Raw genomic sequence first — 17261 nt, 5'->3', positions numbered from 1 at the left:
CACGATTCCGTGCCTCAACATAATCGTGGCGCGCCTGGCGCCAAAAAATCGATTCTACGGCTCATATTACGCGGTCACCGTGCGCTATCGAACACTGGGACCGCGGCGAGTGGATGATGACCGGGCGAATCAGGCCCGCGGCACCGAACTGCTATGTGGGCTACAGCACCGACCCAGCAGCACCTACCTCCTATCATTGGACATTCAACTGGCCGCCATCTGTCGCACCGTTGAACCCAAGCCAATGTCGCAGCACGCCTGTCGTGCGCGCCGCCACCGATGGTCAGGAGTAAAACCGTGAATAAGAAACCGATTATCAAGAAGCAGTTGCACGAGTTGCTATTTCAAGCTCTCGAGACGGAGCGCGGTGGTACAAAGATCTACAAAACCGCGCTCTCATGTGTGCTGAACGAAGAACTGAAAGGTGAATGGGAGGAGTACCTCGAGCAGACCCGCACCCACGAAGAGGTGCTGCTGACGGTGTTCGAGGAGCTGGGACTGAATCCGGATACCGTCACGCCCGGCCGAGAAGTGGTAGCACACCTGGGGGATTCGCTGGTTACCGCGATGGAAATGGCGAAGGCAAAAGGCAGCGCCGCGGATGCCCAACTCGTTGCCGGTGAGTGTGTGGTCCTGGCGGAAACCAAGGACCTCCAGAACTGGGACTTGATCGGGCATCTGGCAGAACACGGCCAGGGAGAGGAAACCCGCGTGCTCAGCACCGCCTTCGAAGCGGTGGGCAAGGAAGAAGAGCATCACCTCCTCCACACGAAAGGGTTCCTGCGCGAATTGTGGATCGAGTCGCTCGGGTTGCCGGCGGTCCTGCCACCCCCCGAGGAAGTGAAAAAAGTGGAAACGGCGATCGGCGCCGCGCGGGCGGAGCACCAGCGCGACGACATGCTGAAGTCGAAGCACTGACGAAGGCAGCAAGGTGGGCCTGATATTGTAGTAGTGTCGGTGAGTGTGGCATGTCGTACCGAACCCTCGGGCCAGACGGATCAGCACGCGGCGTCTCTTGACCCTCGTGAGCTACCGCGTGCGGCTGCCCGAACGGCATCCCAACGCAACCAGGAGCACAGCCATTGGACCTGTTACGCATCATCATCGCAATCTTCCTGCCGCCGCTTGGCGTCTTTTTGCAGGAAGGCATCGGAAAGCATTTCTGGATCAACATTCTGCTCACGCTGTTCGGCTATATTCCCGGGATCGTCCACGCCGTGTGGATCATCGCCAGACGATGAACACGGCGTTTGTGAAGGCGCACCGCGATGTCACCATCTGACGCGCCCCAGCGCCGACCCGCCGACGCTCGTGCGCGCGTGCATTGGCTCGCGCGGCTGATGGACAGTTCGATTCGCCTGCCCGGAGGGTTCCGCATCGGGGTCGACGGGCTCATCGGGCTAGTACCGGTGGTCGGCGATCTCGCTGCGGCCGGGGTGTCGTTCTACATCGTCGCACAGGCGGCGCACGCCGGTGTGTCGGTCAGGGTACTAGCGCACATGGCACTGAACGTCGCGCTGGATGCCGTGGTCGGCGCGATTCCGGTGCTCGGCGACGTGTTCGATGTCGCGTTCAAGGCCAATCAGCGCAACGCCAGGCTGATGGATGCCTATCTGGATCGCAGCGCGCCACGCTGAAATTCGGTTCGCATTCTCGCGACAACCGACACCCCATCAAACCGGTGCGGCTGAGTAGGCGGTCTAAAGTTCCAATCGCAACACTATTGAGGGTGCTCGGGCGACCCGATGTCGACAGGCTCACTCGTCCGGGTGCTGCTTACCGTCTTCGATCTTTTCATTTACCTGCTCCTCTTCCGTCCGGGTCGTATCCGGCTCCTCCTGTTCCGATTCTGCGCCGGCCTCCAGGCTGAGTTCGATAAAGATAGGAAAATGATCCGATCCCCAGGCGGGCCCTCTGTCCATACGGACGAGCTTGAAATGATCGGTGTGGAAGACGTGATCGAGAGGCCAGCGCAGTAGCAGGTTCTTGGCGTGGTAGGTGTTATACATGCCCCGCCCGACGCGCGGGTCGAGTAGACCACTGGCTTTCTGAAACAGGCTCGTGGTGTATGACTAGGCCACATCGTTGAAATCGCCTGCATCAATTGTTGGCCTATCGCGTTTCTCCACTTCCCGGCCCACGATCAACAGTTCCGCATCTCGTTCCGTTGTCTCGGTCGCATACTTCGGGTTGGGCGGATCGGAATGCACGAAATGCATGAATATCCGGTCATCTGACGGCAGCACCAGCTGCATGTGCATCGATGGGATGCTGTCCTTTAGAATAAACCGGATCTCGGGATCGATCATCGCCAGTCGGCTATGTAGGAGCATGCCATAGGTGTTGTCGAGTGGGTTCTTGAGCGTGTACGGATATTTCTCTTCCAAGGGCCTTAGCGCTTCTTCCCACCACTGGTCTGTCTCCAACGACAAGACCACATCCGGATCATACTCGCGCACGATATCCAGGAAGGCCTGCGACTTCCGGTTTTCCATCAGCACGTTTGCAACCAGTAGCCTCAGGTTGGTGTCGTCAGAACGTGCCTCAGTCGCCAGTACCTGCTTGGGCATCAGCATCGTGTACGGAAGCACCTTCACAACCTGATATCTCACGGCCAGAACCAACAGCCCAAGAACGACGGATTCGTGGACGCGACGTGGGTTCCAGCAACAGAGACAGAGGGCAAGCAATACGACACCTGAGATGGCAATCTGCGCTCTTGGAAAATCAAAAACACGAATCCACCACTGATCGAACCGAAGTAATGGGAGAGCTGTCGCAACCACCAGCAGCATAGCCAGAAAGACAAGAATAATTTTCACGGGACTTGAAAGAGCTTCTCGGAAGAGCATGACCCCACCCACGATGCCAACAATGTGTCCAATGCATCACTCGAGAATCTGTAATGATTGCAAAAGGAATTCACATCCTGCCGTGCTGCTGTGCTGAGCTTATGCACTTGCACGGCAGCTATAACTAAAATAAATCATGACAGAATTCCGCGGAATGATCAGTTCGCCAGCGTGCACACCGTTCTAACCGGGCTTCCGTCGATTTATTGGTCACTAGGCATTACAAGAATCTCTACACCGGATAGCGAAACCCGCATTGTCGCGTATTAAGATGTCGGGGAATAGTCCCATCTATCAGTGACACTTATTCATACTTGATTTTAGTGTCGAGAAAGCGTTTCTGGCATACCGCAACGTTCTATCGGCACGGAGCTATATCAAATCGTTGCGGCCAGATCATAAGCGACCGCCACTTTATGGAGTTGAATAAAAATGCACACACCCCGGATATCGCCAAAATTTCCATACCAATCCCTGCCGAAATAAGCTACAATGTAAAATGTATCCCGCGCGAAAGCTTGGAGTCTCGTATGCCTGCCACCTTTAATGAATCCAGTGTCTATACACAGCTGCGAGACAAGGCTGAAGCGCGGCTGCAGACGGGCACGACGCCGACAGCGAGTCACTGGTCCGTGGGCGTTGACGCCCTGAGCCTCCTCCACCGGCTGTCCAGCAATCCCGACAATGCGGAAGATGCCCTCAAGCTGCTCCATGAATTGCAGGTCCATCAGGTGGAGCTTGACTTGCAGAACGAGGAGGTTGCTGCCAATGAGCAAGCACTTGGGGAGGAATTGAGCCTTTACCGGAACTCTTACGATTCCGCCCCCTTTGGCTACTTTCTCGTCGACCTGGAGGGCAAGGTTATTCAGGTTAATCTTGCCGGCACGGAACTCTTTGGCGTCGGGCGTGACGATCTTGAGGGACACCCCATCGACACATGCCTGCCAGCGGAGAGCCGGCCGCAGCTGCGCGGGTTGCTACAGCATGTGGCGAAGAGCGGTGCCAGGGATTCCTGCGTAGCCGAGACGGGTGGAGGCGCACAGGGCTCCCGCCACTTACAGTTTCTGGCATCCATCCCCCCAGGGCGCGAGCATATCCTGTTGGCCTGCTGCGAGTGCGCCAGTGGGGAGTAACCCCGTTAGCCGTTCCATGCCATGGCTGCCTTGAGCCCTGCCGATACGCCAAGCCCCCCACCGGCGGCCTTACGTATCCTGGGTATTGGCGCATCCGCCGGTGGCCTGGCGCCGCTGGAAGAGTTCCTTGCCCGGATCCCGCCCCACAGCCACATGGCCTATGTGGTGGTGCAGCATCTCGATCCCACCCATAAGGCGTTGCTCACGGAATTACTCCAGCGCACTACCCCGATGTCGGTGCGGCAGGCGACCCATGGCATGCCCATCGAGCCTGACTGCGTGTATGTGATTCCGCCGAATACGGAACTCAGCGTTGTCGACGGCCTTCTGAACCTGGCCGAACCCATGGAACCCAGGGGCATGCGCCTGCCTATCAACGTGCTGTTTTCTTCCCTGGCACGCGCCCAGGGAGAGCACGCCATCGGGGTGGTACTGTCCGGCATGGGCTCCGACGGCACCCTGGGTCTACAGGCGATCAAGGCCGTGGGCGGCCTCACGGCAGTGCAACAGCCCGACACGGCACAGTTCGATGCCATGCCCAACAGCGCCATCGCCGCAAACTGCGCCGATATCATCGCCCCGCCCGGCGAATTGCCCGTCCGTATCCTGAACTGCCTTTCCCGGGCGCCCACCCCGAGCGCCTCCGGCGGGCTTTCGACAGAACCAGAAGCAGAAACTGAGCCGGAATCAACGCCCTTGCAGCGCATTTTACGTCTGCTTCAACAGCGAACCCGGCACGACTTCTCCCTCTACAAGCCCAGCACCCTGCACCGCCGGATGGCCCGGCGTATGGCGATCCATGAAATCGCCACCCTGAGCCTTTACGTGGATTTCCTCAAGCGCAACCCCCAGGAGATCGACCTTCTGTTCAAGGAAGTACTCATCGGGGTGACCAGCTTTTTCCGTGATGCCGAGGTCTGGCAGTATCTGGCGGATACCGGTCTGCCGGAACTGCTGGCGCGACAGCACAGTGAGCCCCACCTGCGCGCCTGGGTGGTTGGCTGCTCAACCGGCGAAGAGGCTTACTCCCTGGCCATGATCTTCACGGAGGCGCTGGACAAGCTGCCACGTCCCCATGGTATTACCCTGCAGATCTTCGCCTCCGACCTGAGTCCCGACGCCATTTCTACAGCTCGCCGCGGCCATTACCCTGCCGACATCAGCAGCAGTGTCTCGGCGGAGCGCCTGGCGCGCTTTTTCAGCATCCATGGCAACGGCTACCAGATCAACAGGGATATCCGCGACCTGGTAATGTTCGCCCAGCAGGATGTGGTGCTCGATCCCCCCTTCACTCGACTCGACCTGATTTCCTGCCGCAATCTGTTGATCTATTTCGATCAGAGCCTGCAACGCAAACTCATTCCCCTGTTTCACTACAGCCTGCGCACTGGGGGTGTGCTGTTGCTGGGGAGCTCGGAGACGGTAGGGCGCAACACTCAGTTGTTTGCACCTATCCAACCCAAACTCCGACTTTACCTGCGCCAGGAGAATGTCCAGAACCGCGATATCCGGTTGCCGGTAAAGTCGTTTCCACCTCTGGCCAGGATAGCCAAGGAGCTTCCCGTGACCCCCAGCGACTCATCCTCCCACACACATGATAATCTGCAGGCGGCAGCCGATCAGGTGTTACTGCAGGTCTATGCCCCCGCCGCAGTGGTGGTCAACGATGAGGGTGATATCGTCTATATCAGCGGACGCACGGGAAAGTACCTGGAGCCTGCCGCCGGCAAGGCCAACTGGAATTTTTACGCCATGGTGCGGGAAGGCCTGCGGACCCCCATCGCCAGCGCCCTGCGCCAGGCCTCGAACCGGAGCGAACCGGTATCCTTGCAAGACCTTCAGGTGCAACTGCCAGGCGGGGGAACGCAGAGCGTCGATATCACCGTACAGGCGCTGCGAGAACCTGCCACCCTGCGTGGGATGAAGATGATCGTGTTCCGCGACATCGCCCCGGCTCATGCCGGCCAGCCGGACAAGAACAGGTCGAAGACGGCTACGCAACATACTCATGCGAAGGAGTTGCAACAGTACCAGGATGAAATCCAGACATTGAGGGAGGAAAACCGCGCGTCCCAGGAAGAGCTGCAGTCGGCCAATGAGGAATTGCAGTCGACCAATGAGGAATTGCAGTCGACCAATGAGGAGCTGACCACGTCGAAAGAGGAAATGCAGTCCATGAATGAGGAACTGCAGACCATCAACGCGGAAATGCAGACCAAGCTCGACGATCTCGCCCTCGCCCAGAGCGATATGAAAAATCTGCTCAACAGCATCGATATCGCTATTCTTTTTCTCGACCATAACCTGAACGTCCGTCGTTACACTGACAGGGCATCAAAGATCATCAATATCCGTGAAAGCGATATCGGCCGCCCACTCAGTGACCTGACCACTACGCTGCAGTATCCGGAACTGAATGATGATGCCCTTACCACCCTGAGCACCTTGGCATATTCCGAGAAGCAGGTCCCCGCCTCCGACGGCCGCTGGTTTACGGTACGGATCATGCCCTATCGCCGTCTGGACAATGTGATTGACGGGGTGGTCATCACCCTTCTCGATATCACCGCAACCAAGGAATTGGAACAGGCCCTTCGCAAGGATCTGCGATCGTGATGGAAAGATCCGCTACCTTCATGGCCTTTCATCCCCGCTACTCAGTGTCCGTTTCAGGCTGGACTTAATCTCGCCCCAGATGGCAACGAAGAACGCCGTCAGGGGCACCGCGAGTACCATGCCGATAATGCCACCCAAGACCGTGCCCCAGAAGAAAAGGGAAATAACCACGAGTGCAGGGTGCAGCCCCGAGCGGTTGGCCATGATCTTCGGTGTCAGCAGCCAACTTTCCACCAGTTGCACCGCCGCGAACACCAGCCCGGTCAGGACCAGTAACTCAATGCCGCCATCCGACTGCAGATAGGCCATGGGCAAAACCACCAGCAGGCCGATCAGAGTGCCCAGGAAGGGGACAATATTCAGCAGGCCCAGCACCAGCCCGACAAGAACGCCGTACTCCAGGCCGATCAACGTAAAGCTCATGGCATACAAGGTACCCATGCACACGGCGATGATCAGCTGGCCCTGAAAGAAGGCGGTGACGTATCCGACAAATACATCCATGAAATACAGCGTTTTCTGCTGAGTGGATTCATGGAAGATGGATAAAAGTTCAGTTGCCTGCCCCCGGAGCAAGTTCCCAGAAAGCAGGGTGAAGAAAAGGAACAGAGGCACGAAGCTGATAGCGGCCAACAACCCCAGATATGACATGATCCTCCTGCCCGGGTCTTCCATTCCTGGCACGACAGCCTCGGACTCCTTCCCACCGTTGCTCTCCATGCGGGTAGAAATCATGGAGCTGAGTTCCGGGAAGTGAAAGGAGAAATATTCCTGCCAGCTTGCCAGTGTGTCAGGCAAAACGGTCATCAACTGGACGAACTGTTTGACCACAACGGGGACGAGCAGGAAAATCAGGCCGCCAATACCCACGAAAAAGATCACCAGTAGAAGAATAATGGCCAGCAAGCGTGGCAAGCGAAGCTTTCTTTCGAGAAATTCCACCACCGGATAAAGCACAAGCGCCAGAATACCGGCCAGAGAAAGCGACAGAAGAAGGTTATAGAACGCATTCAGTACCCAACCGAATGACCATACGATGATCCCTATCAGCGAGGTCATTGCAACCAGAGACAACAGAACCGTTGTGTAGCGAAACAGGCGAAGCTCAGCCGCATTGAACAGTCGTTGTTCCGGACGTAGCTCCGGCGGGTCTTGGCTAGCAACTTTCGCTCCGCCAGCCAAGGGTTCCTGCCTATCGTGAGCCATTGCGAATTCCTGCGTTAGCTGTTCGTGTTTATTGAATATCAACAGCCCATCACCGGCCATCGCAGAAGCCACGCTCAGCCTCCTGATAAATCCGATCACCTGGTATAGAAGGACTCGATGGTCGAACTCCAGGTGGCGTCAGCCATATTCGGCCATTGATGCTTCTCGAAGCCTGGTGCATTCTTCAACCGCTCGACATCTACATCGAGCATGAAACGATTGTTCACCTTGTCGTGCTTCAAGGCCTTCCAAGGAATCGCGAACAGGCGATCACCCATGCCGAGAAAACCGCCCGAGGCCAAGACTGCGTAACGAATCCTTCCCTCGGCTACATCGAGCATAAGATCCTGAATCTTGCCTAGCTCTTCATCCTGCATATTACAGACATTGTCGCCGGTTATCGTGGAGGCACTCAGTAATGTGACGCCGGCCTGCATATCATCGGCGGCGGCGTGACCACTCTTCGATGGCATCATTGCATCGTTCATTTCTTTTCCTTCTTGGCATCGCTATTGAGTTCTTTCAACACGGCTCCATCCTTGCCGCCATGTTCTTTCGCATTACCCGTCTGCTCAGTGCGCTTGTCGCCGGCAACCTTCTTGTCTTTCTTACTCGCACTCTCTTTGACCTGATTCTTGTTCATGACCTGAACTCCATATGAGTTTTTTGGGTTCTTTCCCTCACCATGGACCCTTTTTAGTCCAGGGTGGCTCCTGTCAAGATAGTTGAGGCTCGAGGTCCGGTCTGTGCGCTGCACAACTTATGTGGGGTCATTCTTTCAGGCAGGCATCGGGGGCGCTGCCTTACGGTACGGCGGCTCTGTGTGCTGGCGCACCGAAATATCGTTCGCTTATGCCTAAGCTGAACCCGGATCGAAATGGCTTTCCGGGTCTCGGGGACTGCTCTCCAGACCCTGGAGGCCCCGGTAGTTGGTGTCCATACCCCGACTATCCAAAGATATCAACACGATATGGACTGATGAATTCGACCGTCAGATACGCATCGAGACCACTGACGACGATGATCGTCACACCAGACAGGGCGTTGTCGCCCGTCTACACAGCGACACAAGAGGGTTGGATCATGGCGACGAAAGCAAGCGAACACGATACTGCCGATCCGGTCGAGGGCAAGGCTCACGAAGCGATGAACCGGGCCGCCCAGACCGCTGGCAAGGCGGAGGAGTACGCTCGGCAGCACGCATCCCACGCCGATGAGCGCGTTCGGGAGGTAGCAGCCCATGGGCGCCAGCGGGCAGATGATCTGCTCGAACGCGTGACCGGCCACGTCCGCGAGAAGCCGCTGCTGTCCATTGGCATCGCCTTTGTTGCTGGCGTGCTGTACTCATCCCTGAGGCGTCGCCGGTAACGCACGGCTTGCAGAACGCCGAAGCCGGCGAGGTCACCGGCAGGTCTGGCAGTGGGGACGCCAATGGCGCAGGGCTGACATGACTGAACCCTCACGTCCATTGGAAATCGCACATGCGTGACAGAGCGCGCCGATATCCCGTTCCTACAGATACCTGAAAGCACTGCAACCATCTCCAAATTTCGACTTGTATCTTCTTCATTGCCACGTCAAGGAATGTCGTAACTATGTTTGGTACCGCACCGACAAAGCGATCTTTTTTGCCCAGCCTGACATGGCATTCCCCTGATTCGGGAACTGCTCTCCAGACCCACGAGGGTCCGGAAGACTGCCGTTAAGCAGAGGAGGCTCAATCATGAAGAAGCTAAAGAGGTTAATCCTTTCCGCCGCCATTGTACCGGCACTAGCATTTAGCACGACGGCAATAGCCGAGAAGCATGACGCCGAGAAGCAAGACGCCATGAAGGCAGACGGTGAGCAGCATGCCGAGCAGCAAAGCACCGGCGAACAGCAAAAAGCCGGCGAGCAGCAGATGAGCGGTAAGCCCGCTGGTGCCTTCTACGCCGACGACGTCATCGGCCAGACCGTCAAGCACCGCGGTACAGATGAGGATGTGGGCGAGATCCAGGATCTGGTCATCGGCAATGACGGCCGCATCGTCGGCGTCGTGGTCGAGACTAGTGGCTTCCTGGGGCTCGGCGGACAACACGTGGGGCTGGGCTGGGACCACATAGAGCACACCATGGAAGATGACGAATCCGTGTTCTACACGGATCTTGACGAGGAAACGCTGCGGAACTCGCCCGAATACGAGCGCGATTGATCCAACCCACAGTCGGCGGGGGCACATCGTGCCCCCGTTGTCTTGACTCCATCCTCAGAAGTCGCAGCCCATACTCCGGGTAGGCGCCCGCCCCTCATCACCCTGAAGGCGTCATCCGCGTCGCTGGGGGTGCTGAGCCACGATATCGAGACGCTCCCCCTCCACATTGTTGTCATGACATCCTGGCTGGCGCGCTCTCCCCAGAGCGCACCAGCCACCTCATGGTGCGCCTCCGTCGGTGATGACGCGCCGGTAAAGACTTCGATCGGCGGCATAGCACCCACAAGAGGCCTCGATCAGGCCCGCTCGGTCCAGCACCGTGATATCCCCCCGGTGATAGCTGATCAGCCGGCGCGCCTGAAGCGCCATAGCGGCCAGGGTGATACCGGCACGACGCACCCCCAGCATCATGGCCAGGAACTCGTGGGTGAGATGCAGCTGATCCGAATGCGCCCGATCCTGAGTCATCAACAGCCAGCGCGCCAGGCGGGCCTCGACCTGATGAAAGTGGGAACACGCCGCCACCCGGGACAGTTGGTGCATGAGCACATAGAGATAGCGCTTCAGCAATACCTGAAGCGCAGGACTCTGCTCCAGGTGACGGCCAAAGACAATCGTCGGCAGGCGCAGTGCCGGCCCTGCCCCCTGCACCAGGGCGCGCAAGGGCGATTTATCGAGTCCCAGGATCAAGGGCATCCCGTACATGCCTTCACTGCCGACCATCGCCACTTCCAGCTGCTCACCGTCACTCAAATTCGCAATCAGGGAAATGAAGCTGTTGAGGGGAAAATGGACATGCAGGATCCGTCCACCGGGCTCGGTGATCACTTCACCGAACTCCAGGTCGATGACCTCGCAGTCGGCAAGGAGAGATGCCCTGTCCTGACGCGGCAAGCTGTCGATGAGGTGGTTGGTTATCGGACCGAGGGTCGAAGGCTTCATGTGCACGCTCCTGGTGGAAAACCGGCAATCGGCACATGGCAAGAAATCAAAGGGCTCTGACGTCAACGACAGCAGGGAGTGATCATGGAATCACCGATAAGCCGGTACACGAACACTGGCATGTCCAGCAACATGCCGTCGGTGCGCCAGGGTACACACGCCAGGAAACGCCCTGCTCAAGCACCCTACCAGGTCCATAAGGGAAAGGGCCCCGTCATCCGGTGCGATGATAGCTCAGCAGGCGGTCGTACTCCTTCTTGACGACCGCATAGCACTCACATACCCGCGCCTCCAGGCCAGTCCTGTCCAGGATACTGATGTGCCCACGATGGTAGGAAATCAGCCCGGCCCGCTGCAGCTTGCCGGCCGACTCGGTGACGCCCTCTCGACGGACACCCAGCATGTTGGCGATCAACTCCTGGGTCATGACCAGCTCGTTGGTCGGCAAGCGATCCAGGCTCAGCAACAGCCAGCGACACAGCTGCTGATCCAGGCTGTGATGCCGGTTGCATACCGCAGTCTGGGCCATCTGTGTGATCAGGGCCTGGGTGTAGCGCAGCAACAAATGCTGGAGCGTTGACGCGCGATCGAATTCATCCTTGATCAGTTGTCCCTTGAGGCGATAGGCGCTGCCGGCGCTCTGCACGACGGCACGGCTAGGCGTGGTTTCGCCGCCCATGAACAGCGAGATGCCGACGATACCCTCGGCACCGACGACGGCAATTTCCGTCGAATCTCCATCTTCCATGACGCACAGTAGCGATACGATGCAGTCCACCGGGAAATAGACATGGCGCATCACCTTTCCCGACTCGGCCAGCGACTCCCCCAGCCTCAGATCGACGCGCTCGAGGTGGGGCGCCAGGCGCTGGTATTCATCCCTCGACAGGGCCGCCAGCAAGTGATTCTGACGAGGATCATGTTGCAGGGCCATGACTGACACTCCCGTATCGGACAAGCCACCCCCGATAACAGGGTGCAAAAAAGGGACTGGTCCGATGGTGGTTGATGACCCGTGGCCGCCGCTGAAACGCCTTGCCGGCCGCACCCCGGATCACATCAAGAGACAGGCAACCGGATGCCCCACGGCAGCAGGCAACCGATTACCCATTGAAATAGATAGAAAGCTCCGAGTCACACGAGGCACTCTGCACTCCCCGCCGCCGACACACTCGCATGAAGCGTAGCCCATGCCGTGTACGCTAACGCACGGAAGCGACGCGGTCACGCCACTAGGCTCGCTAGATACTGGCCAAGCCCCGGGATTCGGGTCAGGCCATGCCGTCCCACAGGGGGCTCGCACGCAAGCCGAACAGGGAATCGACTCATGGTTGTGCCACCGTTTCTGATGATCAGGCCTCTTGTCTCACGGCCTCGAGCGACACACCCGGCCATTGTGCTCTACCCCCACCATCCGGTATACGGCCAGTGGCGGATGCGTGTCCCCGGGTCGAGTCCATGAGGGACGACTCGATGCTTCAGGGCTCCGCCTGGACGCCCCTCGATTCCGCCTCCTTCCGCGCAGAACAGCCGGTGCGGCATGGCCCTACCCCGAGAGTGGAAGACTTCCCCGGGCGAAAAGCGACCCTCGTCGCGAGGCGAGATATCGCAGCCGCCCTGGATGCCGAGAAGGCATGGGCTCGGGTAGCGCTCGATACCATTGGCGATGCCGTCCTGACCATCGATCTTCACGGCGCGGTCACCCACATGAACCGGGTAGCGGAGACCCTGACAGGCTGGTCGCAACCGGAAGCGATCGGCAAGCCTCTGTCCCGTGTGTTCCATCTTGTCGATGGCAAGACACACCAGACGACGGTCACCCCCGGGCGGCGCGCCATCGAGGAGAACAGAGCGGTAGGCCTCGCTCTGGATTGCGTGCTCGTCCGACAGGATGGCAGCAAGCTTGCGATCGAGGATTCAGCGGCGCCCATCCATGACCGGGAAGGTCGAGTCATCGGCGCCGTGATCGTGTTCCACGACGCCTCCCAGTCACAGGTCATGCTGGAGCGGATAGCCTACCAGGCGCAGCATGATGCACTCACCGGCCTGCCCAATCGCGCCCTGCTGACGGAGCGGCTCTCCCGAGCCATTGGCCTGGCCCGACGACACCGACACCTGGTCGCCCTGCTCTATCTCGACCTCGACGACTTCAAGCCCATCAATGATTCATTCGGCCATGCCGTGGGGGACAGCCTGCTCCAGGCAGTTGCGAGTCGTGTTCAGGACTGCATGCGCGACATCGACACCGTCTGCCGCCAGGGTGGCGACGAATTCGTGATCCTGCTCGCCGAGATCAGGCGACCCGAGGATGCCACGCGAGTCGCGGAAAAACTGCTCGCCGTCCTCGGCAGGCCATACGGTATCCAGGGTCATGAACTCCTTATCACGCTCAGCATCGGCATCAGCCTCTACCCCGATGATGCCGACGATGCGGATACCCTCATGCACAACGCCGACACGGCCATGTACCACGCCAAGCGAAATGGTCGAAACGGGCATCACTGCTTCACAGCCGAGATGAATACCCGCCCCCTTCAACGAAGGCGGACCGAACCAGGCCTGCATCCCCCCCTGCAGCCATCGCAATACGTTTTCGACTTCTAGGGGAGGGACGTGCTGCTCACGGAGGTCGTCTCCGGTGCCCGAGCCCTGGTTGACGGAACGCATCCGTTCCCCGGATGCGCCCGGCCCGCCGGGATCATCCCCTTGGCTCGATCGTTCTACCGGGCTTCGGGCAAAGAGGGCAATGTACGGCAGCGCACAGATGGGAGGCCACCGATAACTTATCCTCAGCATGGGTGAGGCAAGGGAACCGCCTGTACAGGGAGTTACACCATGCGTCGCACGGACTGCGACGCCATCATGACACGAGCCATCCCGCAGCATCCTCACACAGGATCATGCGCCAAACAGGAATACGTCTTAATGAACAACATCGTCTATATCGTCGGCGCAATCGTCATCGTGTTGGTGATTCTCTCCGTTCTCGGTCTTCGTTGAGACCCGCGACGAGCGACTGGATCGGCAAGGCAGCAGAACCCGTGGGGCTGCCGGCCGAAGACGCGCCATCTCACTGGAAACGTCCCCGTGACCATCAGCAAAGGGCGAGGTGATCGCCAGTAGCGCGGGCCATGCTCGACAGTGAACTCACATGGATCCCATTACGCAAAACGCCCTCGCTTCCTGGAAGCGAGGGCATTTTGCTGGCAATCTGGTGGGTCGTGTAGGATTCGAACCTACGACCAATTGGTTAAAAGCCAACTGCTCTACCAACTGAGCTAACGACCCGGTGCTTGTGGGCAAGCATACAGGCTCGGATGGTGGGTCGTGTAGGATTCGAACCTACGACCAATTGGTTAAAAGCCAACTGCTCTACCAACTGAGCTAACGACCCCTCCGAACGGGTGCAGATATTACTGATCTGCCCCCGTGATGGCAAGCGCTTTTTGCCTTTGGTCGCAAGGCGGGGCCGCGCTCAGCGCCCGCGCTGGCCCTTGGGCTTGCGCATGGCCTGCACCGGCCGGCGCTTGTGCTTGTCCCGGCTCCAGCGGTTCTTCTCGTCCGGAGTCAGTTCCGGCACCTTGCGTGCTTCCAGGCCGGCCGTCGCCGAGAGGTCATCGATCTCGTCCTGGGAGAGTTCCACCCACTCGCCGGCCTTGGTCCGCTTGTCGAGGAAGATGTTCCCGTAGCGCACCCGCTTCAGGCGGCTGACGGTGAGCCCCTGGGACTCCCACAGGCGACGCACCTCGCGGTTGCGGCCCTCCATGATGACCACGTGGAACCAGGTGTTGATGCCCTCGCCGCCGAACTCCTGGACGTCGGTGAAGCGTGCCGGCCCGTCATCGAGCATCACGCCCTCGACCATGGCCACGACCTGCTCCTTCTTCACCTCGCCCATCACGCGAACGGCATATTCACGCTCCACCTCGGTGGAGGGATGCATCAGCTTGTTGGCCAGTTCCCCATCGGTGGTGAACAGCAGCAGGCCGCTGGTGTTGATGTCCAGGCGGCCGATGGCGATCCAGCGCTCGCCCTTGAGGCGCGGCAGGCGATCGAAGACGGTACGCCGCCCTTCCGGGTCCTTGCGGGTACACAGCTCGCCCTCGGGCTTGTTGTACATGATCACCCGGCGCGGAACCTCCTCGGCGCCGCGCAGGGTCACCGGGCGGTCATCGACGGCCACCCGGTCGCGCATCTCGATGCGGTCGCCCAGGGTGGCCACCTTGCCGTTGACCTTGACCCGGCCATCGGCGATGGCGGCCTCCATCTCGCGGCGCGAGCCGAGTCCGGCACGCGCCAGGACCTTCTGCAGTTTCTCGGTGGTAGTGCTCATCGGTCGTCATTCTCACTGGGTGTGGATTCCGTCCCCGGGGCAGCGTCATCGGCGACGCGGCCCCGGGCACGTTCGGACAGTCGAGCCTCCAGATCGGCGAAGCTCAGCCCTGCCCGCTCGGACGCCTTCCCGGCGTGGTCATCATCGTCGGCCCTCCCGGCCGTCGGGTCGGCGGCCTGGGGGGCCACCTCGCCGCCCGTCTCGGGCGACATCTCGTCTTCTGCCTCGTCCGCCTCGGGCGAGTCATCGACCGCCTCGGCCTCGTCCGCCTGGGCCAGCAGCTCGTGCTGGGGAGGCGGTGCCTCCTCCTCCACGACCGGCTCCTCGAAGTGCCTGAGCTCGTGCATCGGCGGCAGCTCGTCGAGGGTCTTGAGGCCAAAATCGTCGAGGAAGCTTCGCGTGGTGGCATAGACCCCCGGGCGCCCGGGAACGTCGCGGTGGCCCACCACTCGGATCCAGCCGCGGTCGAGCAGGGTGCGCATGATCGAGCCGCTCACCGTGACGCCCCGCACCTCCTCAATGTCACCACGGGTCACCGGCTGGCGGTAGGCGATCAGTGCCAGGGTCTCCAGCAGCGCCCGGGAATAGCGCTGGGGCCGCTCGTCCCAGAGCCGCGAGACCCAGCGCGAGAGGCGCGGCCGGATACGCAGCTGGTAGCCCGAAGCGGTCTCGACCAGCTCCATGGCCCCCCGCTCGTGGCGGTCCCCCAGGCGCTCCAGGGCCTCGCGCAGGGCGCGCCGCGGCGGACGCTCGTGGTCATCGAACAGCCCCTCCAGGCGCTCCAGCCCCAGCGGCTCCCCGGCCGCCAGCAGCGCCGCCTCGAGGATCTCGTCCAGGGCATCGGGAAATTCCATGGCGGTCATGCCGGGTCGCTCCCCTCCGGGTCATCCAAGGGATGGTCATCGAAGGCGCTCTCGCCGCCCTCCTCCTCGAGGAACGCCTCCTCGGGCCCCTCGTCCCGGACGGCCCTGGCGCGCACATGGATCGGCGAGAGCGGGGCATTCTGCACGATCTCGATCATCGCCTCCTTGGCCAGCTCGAGGATCGCCATGAAGGTGACGATCACCCCGGCCCGCCCCTCCTCGAGGGTGAACAGCGCCTCGAAGGCGGTGTAGTGCCCGTCGCCCAGGCGCTCCATGATCGCCAGCATGCGCTCCCGGGTCGAGAGCCCCTCGCGGCTGATCTGGTGGGCCTGATTGAGCTCCGCACGGCGCAGGATGCCGGCCAGGGCCCCGAGCAGCTCGTCGAGCTCCACGTCGGGGTGGATCACCCGCGCCTCCAGGGCCGGCAGGGCCGCCCGGGCCGGGAACCAGTCGCGCCCCAGCCGCGGCAGCTCGGCCAGCGACTCGGCGGCGTGCTTGAGCCGCTCGTACTCCTGCAGCCGGCGGATCAGCTCGGCCCGCGGGTCCTCCTCCTCGTCGTCCCCGCCCTCCTTCGGCGGGCGCGGCAGCAGGGTACGCGACTTGATCTCGGCCAGCATGGCCGCCATCAGCAGGTACTCCCCGGCCAGCTCGATCTCCATGGCCTTCATCAGCTCCACGTACTCGATGTACTGGCGGGTGATGGCGGCCACGTCGATGGCCAGGATATCCAGGTTCTGACGGCGGATCAGGTAGAGCAGCAGGTCGAGCGGCCCCTCGAAGGCCTCGAGGAAGACGCGCAGCGCCTCCGGCGGAATATAGAGATCCTCCGGCAGTTGGGTGATCGGCTCGTTGAACAGCCGCCCCAGCACCTCGGCGTGGCCGGCCGCGGCATCGGTCTGTTCGGGGCTGGCGGTATCGGGGGTGGCGCTCACGCGGCGTGCCTCTCCGGGGACGCAGGATCAACGGGGCAGTCTAGCAAGATGGTGCCGAGGGAGACAGCATCGACGCCACCGACCGCCCACTCGAGGCTGATCCGGTGACAGGCCTCCGGGGAGGCGCTGTGAATACCTCCCTGTACGCTACCGACGCCCTGCTTCGCTTTCGCGTCCCGCTACGCTTGCAGGT

At 60.4% G+C, this 17261-nt stretch carries 17 protein-coding genes, 2 tRNA genes and 1 pseudogene; 9 read left to right on the top strand and 11 right to left on the bottom strand.

From position 1 onward, the window contains the following. Positions 1-297 precede the first annotated feature (297 nt). The 3 genes from QLQ86_RS03535 (at position 298) to QLQ86_RS03525 (ending at position 1637) form a co-directional block, all read left to right on the top strand. A complete protein-coding gene (locus QLQ86_RS03535) occupies positions 298-918 on the top strand; it encodes a DUF892 family protein (protein WP_282735499.1) in 621 nt (206 codons plus the stop codon). A 164-nt stretch (positions 919-1082) separates the two neighbouring features. Further along, positions 1083-1241 (top strand): YqaE/Pmp3 family membrane protein, encoded by a 159-nt coding sequence (locus tag QLQ86_RS03530; RefSeq protein ID WP_282735498.1) that lies wholly within the window; start codon positions 1083-1085, stop codon positions 1239-1241. A 27-nt stretch (positions 1242-1268) separates the two neighbouring features. Next, positions 1269-1637: a DUF4112 domain-containing protein gene (locus QLQ86_RS03525; protein ID WP_282815923.1), complete on the top strand. Its 369-nt coding sequence runs from the start codon at positions 1269-1271 to the stop codon at positions 1635-1637. A gap of 120 nt (positions 1638-1757) precedes the next feature. Here QLQ86_RS03525 and QLQ86_RS20090 read toward each other — a convergent pair. Beyond that, positions 1758-2570 (bottom strand): annotated as a pseudogene (locus QLQ86_RS20090) (endonuclease/exonuclease/phosphatase family protein). Between the two features lie 812 nt (positions 2571-3382). On the opposite strand from QLQ86_RS20090, the gene QLQ86_RS03510 reads away from it, so the two are divergent. Together QLQ86_RS03510 and QLQ86_RS03505 are read left to right on the top strand one after the other, a co-directional pair. Continuing rightward, positions 3383-3985, top strand: a complete 603-nt coding sequence (locus QLQ86_RS03510; RefSeq protein WP_282815920.1) for a PAS domain-containing protein — start codon at positions 3383-3385, stop codon at positions 3983-3985. A gap of 21 nt (positions 3986-4006) precedes the next feature. Then, complete coding sequence (locus QLQ86_RS03505) at positions 4007-6601, top strand: chemotaxis protein CheB (RefSeq protein WP_282815919.1); 2595 nt, start codon at positions 4007-4009, stop codon at positions 6599-6601. Between the two features lie 18 nt (positions 6602-6619). Here QLQ86_RS03505 and QLQ86_RS03500 read toward each other — a convergent pair whose 3' ends face one another. Genes QLQ86_RS03500 through QLQ86_RS03490 form a run of 3 tightly spaced genes read right to left on the bottom strand, consistent with a single transcriptional unit; the run spans position 6620 to position 8450 of the window. Beyond that, positions 6620-7879 carry an AI-2E family transporter gene (locus QLQ86_RS03500; protein WP_282735492.1) on the bottom strand — a complete coding sequence of 420 codons (1260 nt, stop codon included), beginning with the start codon at positions 7877-7879 and terminating at the stop codon, positions 6620-6622. Positions 7880-7902: 23 nt separating this feature from the next. Further along, complete coding sequence (locus QLQ86_RS03495; RefSeq protein WP_282815918.1) at positions 7903-8295, bottom strand: PRC-barrel domain-containing protein; 393 nt, start codon at positions 8293-8295, stop codon at positions 7903-7905. Next, positions 8292-8450, bottom strand: coding sequence for a hypothetical protein (locus QLQ86_RS03490; protein WP_282735490.1), 159 nt, complete (start codon positions 8448-8450; stop codon positions 8292-8294). Before QLQ86_RS03490 ends, QLQ86_RS03495 begins: the two co-directional genes overlap by 4 nt. Before the next feature lie 335 nt (positions 8451-8785). Between QLQ86_RS03490 and QLQ86_RS03485 the strand changes: the two genes are divergently transcribed. Together QLQ86_RS03485 and QLQ86_RS03480 are read left to right on the top strand one after the other, a co-directional pair. After that, a complete protein-coding gene (locus QLQ86_RS03485) occupies positions 8786-9175 on the top strand; it encodes a DUF883 family protein (protein WP_282815917.1) in 390 nt (129 codons plus the stop codon). A gap of 355 nt (positions 9176-9530) precedes the next feature. Next, a complete protein-coding gene (locus QLQ86_RS03480; protein WP_282735488.1) occupies positions 9531-9998 on the top strand; it encodes a PRC-barrel domain-containing protein in 468 nt (155 codons plus the stop codon). 219 nt (positions 9999-10217) lie between these two features. Here the strand turns inward: QLQ86_RS03480 and QLQ86_RS03475 are convergent, their stop codons facing one another. Then, a complete protein-coding gene (locus tag QLQ86_RS03475) occupies positions 10218-10940 on the bottom strand; it encodes a Crp/Fnr family transcriptional regulator (RefSeq protein ID WP_282735487.1) in 723 nt (240 codons plus the stop codon). 214 nt (positions 10941-11154) lie between these two features. Next, positions 11155-11874: a Crp/Fnr family transcriptional regulator gene (locus QLQ86_RS03470; protein ID WP_282735486.1), complete on the bottom strand. Its 720-nt coding sequence runs from the start codon at positions 11872-11874 to the stop codon at positions 11155-11157. Between the two features lie 539 nt (positions 11875-12413). On the opposite strand from QLQ86_RS03470, the gene QLQ86_RS03465 reads away from it, so the two are divergent. Further along, positions 12414-13544, top strand: a complete 1131-nt coding sequence (locus tag QLQ86_RS03465) for a diguanylate cyclase domain-containing protein (protein WP_282735485.1) — start codon at positions 12414-12416, stop codon at positions 13542-13544. Between the two features lie 231 nt (positions 13545-13775). Then, entirely contained in the window at positions 13776-13940 is a 165-nt protein-coding gene (locus QLQ86_RS03460) for a hypothetical protein (RefSeq protein WP_282815916.1), read from the top strand. A gap of 212 nt (positions 13941-14152) precedes the next feature. Here QLQ86_RS03460 and QLQ86_RS03455 read toward each other — a convergent pair. From QLQ86_RS03455 to QLQ86_RS03435, 5 genes are all read right to left on the bottom strand, one after another. Then, positions 14153-14228: transfer RNA gene (locus tag QLQ86_RS03455), tRNA-Lys, on the bottom strand. Positions 14229-14258: 30 nt separating this feature from the next. Further along, positions 14259-14334, bottom strand: a tRNA-Lys gene (locus QLQ86_RS03450). Between the two features lie 81 nt (positions 14335-14415). Further along, positions 14416-15273 carry a 23S rRNA pseudouridine(2605) synthase RluB gene (gene rluB / locus QLQ86_RS03445; RefSeq protein ID WP_282735483.1) on the bottom strand — a complete coding sequence of 286 codons (858 nt, stop codon included), beginning with the start codon at positions 15271-15273 and terminating at the stop codon, positions 14416-14418. Then, positions 15270-16136 carry an SMC-Scp complex subunit ScpB gene (gene scpB, locus QLQ86_RS03440; protein ID WP_282735482.1) on the bottom strand — a complete coding sequence of 289 codons (867 nt, stop codon included), beginning with the start codon at positions 16134-16136 and terminating at the stop codon, positions 15270-15272. The genes rluB and scpB overlap by 4 nt, the downstream gene beginning before the upstream one ends. After that, positions 16133-17068 carry a segregation and condensation protein A gene (locus QLQ86_RS03435; protein ID WP_407650034.1) on the bottom strand — a complete coding sequence of 312 codons (936 nt, stop codon included), beginning with the start codon at positions 17066-17068 and terminating at the stop codon, positions 16133-16135. Before QLQ86_RS03435 ends, scpB begins: the two co-directional genes overlap by 4 nt. Between the last annotated feature and the right edge of the window lie 193 nt (positions 17069-17261).

Source organism: Halomonas rhizosphaerae (assembly GCF_030012485.1).
Taxonomy (GTDB): Bacteria; Pseudomonadota; Gammaproteobacteria; order Pseudomonadales; family Halomonadaceae; genus Halomonas; species Halomonas rhizosphaerae.
The sequence above is the reverse complement of the archived record's forward strand: the minus strand, read 5'-3'. Positions and strand labels throughout refer to the sequence as shown.

What these genes read in the sequence shown, in the direction of transcription:
- QLQ86_RS03525 (WP_282815923.1), top strand. Translation starts at nt 1,269, where the DNA reads ATGTCACCATCTGACGCGCCCCAGCGCCGACCCGCCGACGCTCGTGCG.
- QLQ86_RS03510 (WP_282815920.1), top strand. Translation starts at nt 3,383, where the DNA reads ATGCCTGCCACCTTTAATGAATCCAGTGTCTATACACAGCTGCGAGAC.
- QLQ86_RS03505 (WP_282815919.1), top strand. Translation starts at nt 4,007, where the DNA reads ATGGCTGCCTTGAGCCCTGCCGATACGCCAAGCCCCCCACCGGCGGCC.
- QLQ86_RS03495 (WP_282815918.1), bottom strand. Translation starts at nt 8,295, where the DNA reads ATGAACGATGCAATGATGCCATCGAAGAGTGGTCACGCCGCCGCCGAT.
- QLQ86_RS03490 (WP_282735490.1), bottom strand. Translation starts at nt 8,450, where the DNA reads ATGAACAAGAATCAGGTCAAAGAGAGTGCGAGTAAGAAAGACAAGAAG.
- QLQ86_RS03485 (WP_282815917.1), top strand. Translation starts at nt 8,786, where the DNA reads ATGAATTCGACCGTCAGATACGCATCGAGACCACTGACGACGATGATC.
- QLQ86_RS03480 (WP_282735488.1), top strand. Translation starts at nt 9,531, where the DNA reads ATGAAGAAGCTAAAGAGGTTAATCCTTTCCGCCGCCATTGTACCGGCA.
- QLQ86_RS03475 (WP_282735487.1), bottom strand. Translation starts at nt 10,940, where the DNA reads ATGAAGCCTTCGACCCTCGGTCCGATAACCAACCACCTCATCGACAGC.
- QLQ86_RS03470 (WP_282735486.1), bottom strand. Translation starts at nt 11,874, where the DNA reads ATGGCCCTGCAACATGATCCTCGTCAGAATCACTTGCTGGCGGCCCTG.
- QLQ86_RS03465 (WP_282735485.1), top strand. Translation starts at nt 12,414, where the DNA reads ATGCTTCAGGGCTCCGCCTGGACGCCCCTCGATTCCGCCTCCTTCCGC.
- QLQ86_RS03460 (WP_282815916.1), top strand. Translation starts at nt 13,776, where the DNA reads ATGCGTCGCACGGACTGCGACGCCATCATGACACGAGCCATCCCGCAG.
- rluB (WP_282735483.1), bottom strand. Translation starts at nt 15,273, where the DNA reads ATGAGCACTACCACCGAGAAACTGCAGAAGGTCCTGGCGCGTGCCGGA.
- scpB (WP_282735482.1), bottom strand. Translation starts at nt 16,136, where the DNA reads ATGACCGCCATGGAATTTCCCGATGCCCTGGACGAGATCCTCGAGGCG.